Origin of the sequence: uncultured Clostridium sp., from assembly GCF_947039605.1 — a bacterium.
Classification (GTDB): Bacteria; Bacillota; Clostridia; order Clostridiales; family Clostridiaceae; genus Sarcina.
On record NZ_CAMQZG010000090.1, the window covers coordinates 1 to 4,214 of the forward strand.

Annotated in this window: 2 protein-coding genes; one reads left to right on the forward strand and one right to left on the reverse strand. The window is 26.0% G+C overall.

Annotated features, from left to right (window positions below):
* On the reverse strand, nt 1-1,645 hold a 1,645-nt coding region (locus tag Q0V24_RS16915; protein WP_297523324.1), incomplete at its 3' end, for a collagen binding domain-containing protein.
* A gap of 1,496 nt (nt 1,646-3,141) precedes the next feature.
* On the opposite strand from Q0V24_RS16915, the gene Q0V24_RS16920 reads away from it, so the two are divergent.
* Complete coding sequence (locus Q0V24_RS16920) at nt 3,142-4,131, forward strand: hypothetical protein (RefSeq protein WP_297523326.1); 990 nt, start codon at nt 3,142-3,144, stop codon at nt 4,129-4,131.
* The last annotated feature ends 83 nt before the right edge of the window (nt 4,132-4,214 follow it).

The following is a 4,214-nucleotide window of genomic DNA, read 5'->3' on the forward strand; positions in this document are numbered from 1 at the left end:
TAAACTTAGCTCCTTTTAGAACTTTTCCATCATTACCAGTTTTGTGAATGATAATATTTCCTGTTGTTGGCATTAAAGTATCCTTAGCTACAACTTTTACTACTTTATCTTGATCTGTAACTTCAAATTTAACGGGTTCTTTTGCTATTGAATATCCCTCTGGTGCTTTTATTTCTTTAAGCTCATATTTACCATAAGGTAATTCAATTTTGACAGCTTTATCAGCTAAACTTGTAACTGTTTTCACTATCTTACCACTTGAATCAATTATATTAAATACTGCTCCTGCAAGCATTTTATTAGTATTATTAGCATCAACCTTTGTTATTTCAACATAAGGACTTTTTTGAGTATGAACTGTATTCGTATTATCACCATTAACCACAGCCGTATTATAAACTGTATCACCAGCTTTAACATTTTTCATACTTGCATCAATAGTGATACTTGCATCTGTTTTAGGTAATATATCTGCATAATTATTATCTGCTATCATTATATGAGTTTTAGCGTCATACTCTACATTAAGCTGTGGAGTTGCACTTACTTTTATATCACTTAATCTACTATCAAGCTTGTCCTTAATATCTATAGTTCCTTTTATAAAAGTTCCATATGAATCAAATTTAATTTGATACTGAATATGTTGGTCTCCATCATTACTAACTTCTTCTTTATTAACCGTTTTATATACATTTATCGCCCCAGCACCTTCTCCAAATTTTGCTGTTGCATGTGCTTTTACCATTCCATAATAATCTTGTAGTGTTGCTTTATTATCATAACTTGGCTCATTCTTAATCACAAATGTATTATAAGTTAATAAAATCCTAGTTCCTGGATTTCCCATAACCATAATGTCTTTTTTACTATATCTTAGTCTCCCTGATTGCTTATATAATTGTGTAACATCCTTATAATTATTGTATCGATCTATTGTTTCTACATTAATACTTTCTGGATTAAGAACCATTCCCTCTGGTATAAAATCTCTATATATCATTTGACCAAGATTTTTGCCATCTCTATTTATCATAACTTCATAAGGTACCGGTTTATTTCTATCTGTTATTATTCCAACCCCATGATAATTTGTAGATATTCCTCTACCAAATATTTTATACATAGCCGGTGATTCCCCAGAACCTCCACCTTCTCCAGAATTTTTTTGTCCCTCAATATTAACTACTGTGCTCGTTCCATGAGCATTTATATTTATTGGATAGCTCTGATTTTCTATATTCGAATTACCTGTTAATTGCAGAGTTAAATATCCCTTAACTCCTATATCAATATTCTTTCCAAATATTAATTTAACTATATTTCCATTAACCTCACACTTTGAGAAATGTTCATGACTATAAACTGGAGTTATATTTTTAAATATATCTGGTAAATCTATAGTTATTGAATCCCCCGGTTTTATTTCTTTTCTATTAAGTATGTCATAATTTATAACTAAACTTGTGTATGTATCAACACTAATTTTATCAGATGTCAATTTTGCACTTACCTTTATCGCCGGTGTACTTCCACTTACAATAGGATCTGCAAGAGCTAAACTAAAATTCTGAAAGAGCAAAGTAAACATAGCTATAACTAACATAATACTAAATCTTTTCATTCTATAATTTTTAGTGACCATAAATTCCTCCTTACATCATAATTACTCAATCGATTACGGAATTCCGTAACCGTTGATTTATCTAACATTTTTAACATTAAATTTTATATTTTTCTCCAGTATGGCATAATATAGATATCAATAAAAATAAACTACCATATTAGAGGTAAATAACATATTTTATCTTAATCAAATTAAATAATTAAATCTATTTAATCAAATTTGTGAATATTCCTTATATTTTCTTCTGAAATAAAAGCATTTTGGACTATTGAAGGCACTTTAAATTTCTTACTTTTAATTGATTTTTTTCAGAATTACCTAATACTTCAAATATAACAACTATATCTCCGATCTGTATTTAACTACTATTTCTAAGCTAATAAATATTATACTTAGTATTCATAATAGCTCGAAGGAACTTGAACAATTTTAAAATCGTATAAAATAAAAAAAACCACAAAAAGCCCTTGTTCTAATTAAGTTCCTACACACAAAAACAAAAGGAAATTTTTATAAATATTTTAGGAATTTATTATATCAAAAGACTTATCAATAAACAAATTTTAAGAACTTACAAGAAATTTTAACAAACACGATTATAAAAGAAATTAACGATATAATCTTTCAGGTATCAGAAGATTTATCGTCTCATAGAAGAACTATAGGAACATTTATATCAAATTATAATAAATTTACTATCACGTAATCCTCTTACGTTACTTTATTCAGTAAATATTTATGCTAAGAGAACTCTGAGTAAAATAAAACTTACTGAACCTTTATAAACGATTTATCAGAAAGGTTACATAACTTTATTGTTTTTGCTAATAGCTGTTATATTTTAAAAACTATTTTTAATGCAACAGTATCTAATGAAAATTATAATTATATAGATGCTATAAAACTAATAGAGTATTATAGCCTAAAAATATAGTAAACTTGGAATTTAAATTCCTATGTTCACAAATTCACTCCCATTAGAAAGTATACAAACTATCTCTAAGATAACTAAAAACAGTCTTTCAGTAACTGAAATTTAAAAATCATTAAAATATCTTAAGATAAGTTATATATAACTCTAAAAATTTTTCAAGTTAAAATGCACTATTATAGTTAGTATAACTTATTTTTTCTACTATTGTAATTTTACATAAAAAGGTATTTTACATTTTATTTTACATTTGTGCCTTTTATTAAACAATTAGTTACCTTTACAACATCAAACAATCATTTTAGTTTCAAAATAGAAATATTTTTATCAATATGATTATCTATAGTCTTTTTTTAATATCAATTAAATAATATATATTTATCCATTTTTTTAATCTCATAATTTAATTCTTATTACATCCATTCTAATAAAGCTTCTATATTTTAACATAAAATCAATCTATCTATAATAGTGCAAAAATACTTGAATAATTTTATAGTTGTATAAAACAAAAAAACATTTGCAGCAACTCCTTGTTATAATTAAGTTCCTACACCAAATCCAACAAAGAAGCTATTTACAAATGTTTCAGGAGCTTATTATATCAAAAGACTTATCAATAAACAAATTTTTAAATGATTTAAAATGTGATTTTTATTTAACTAAGCCACAACTTAAAAACTTACAAACAATATTAACTGTCATGATTACAAATGGATATAAAGGTAAAATATCTCAAATTGGATTGTCAACCTTTGATTATAAACTTCTTGCAAGTATCTTTGTACTTGTTGCAATAGGCGTAGTTGGAAGTTTTTCTTTTAATAGTATATTTAGCTATCAAGATAATACAACTCCATTAACTAACCCTTACTTTTTCAAAAATTTAATTTGGGTTGTTATGGGACTTATTGCCTTTATTATTGGCTACTTTGTCAAATTAAAAATATTAAAGAAGTTTTCTATTCCTATTTATATAGTAGCTTTTTTAATCTATATATTTTATATCTTTACATCCTCTTCAAGTAGTAAACAATATGGATATGAACTTGGTCCTGTATCAATTTCAGTTCTGCCTTGGCTACCATTACTATTCTTATTTAGCATAGCAGGCATCTACACTAAACTTAGCTTTAAAAACATTAAAAATATGATACTAGCTATAATTTTAGTTCTTGTACCTCTTGCTTGCATGGCTTACTCATTTAAATTTGTTCCAATGTTTATTTACTTTGGAATAGCTCTTTTAGTAATTTTATATGTATTTAGTAGAAATGTTAAACTTATAATTGGAACAGGAATTTTAGAAGTTTTAATCTTTCTTGCAACTTCTTTAAAAGGTTTAAATATACTACTAACATCAAACTTTGGAAGTCCTCAAACAGTAACTAAAATACTAACTACATCTAAACTTATAGGTGAAAATCATACAACTATGACTTATATCAATTTGAGCTATCCAATAGTAAGTGCCATAGGCTACTTTGGTTGGATATTTGGAATTGCTATTGTGCTTATTCTAATTTACTTTATATTTAGACTTATCAAAATTTCAGCATCTATAAATCTATAATAGCGCGAAAATACTTGAATAATTTTACAATTATATAAAATAAAAAACATTCATAGTAAATCCTTGTTATAATTAAGTTCCTA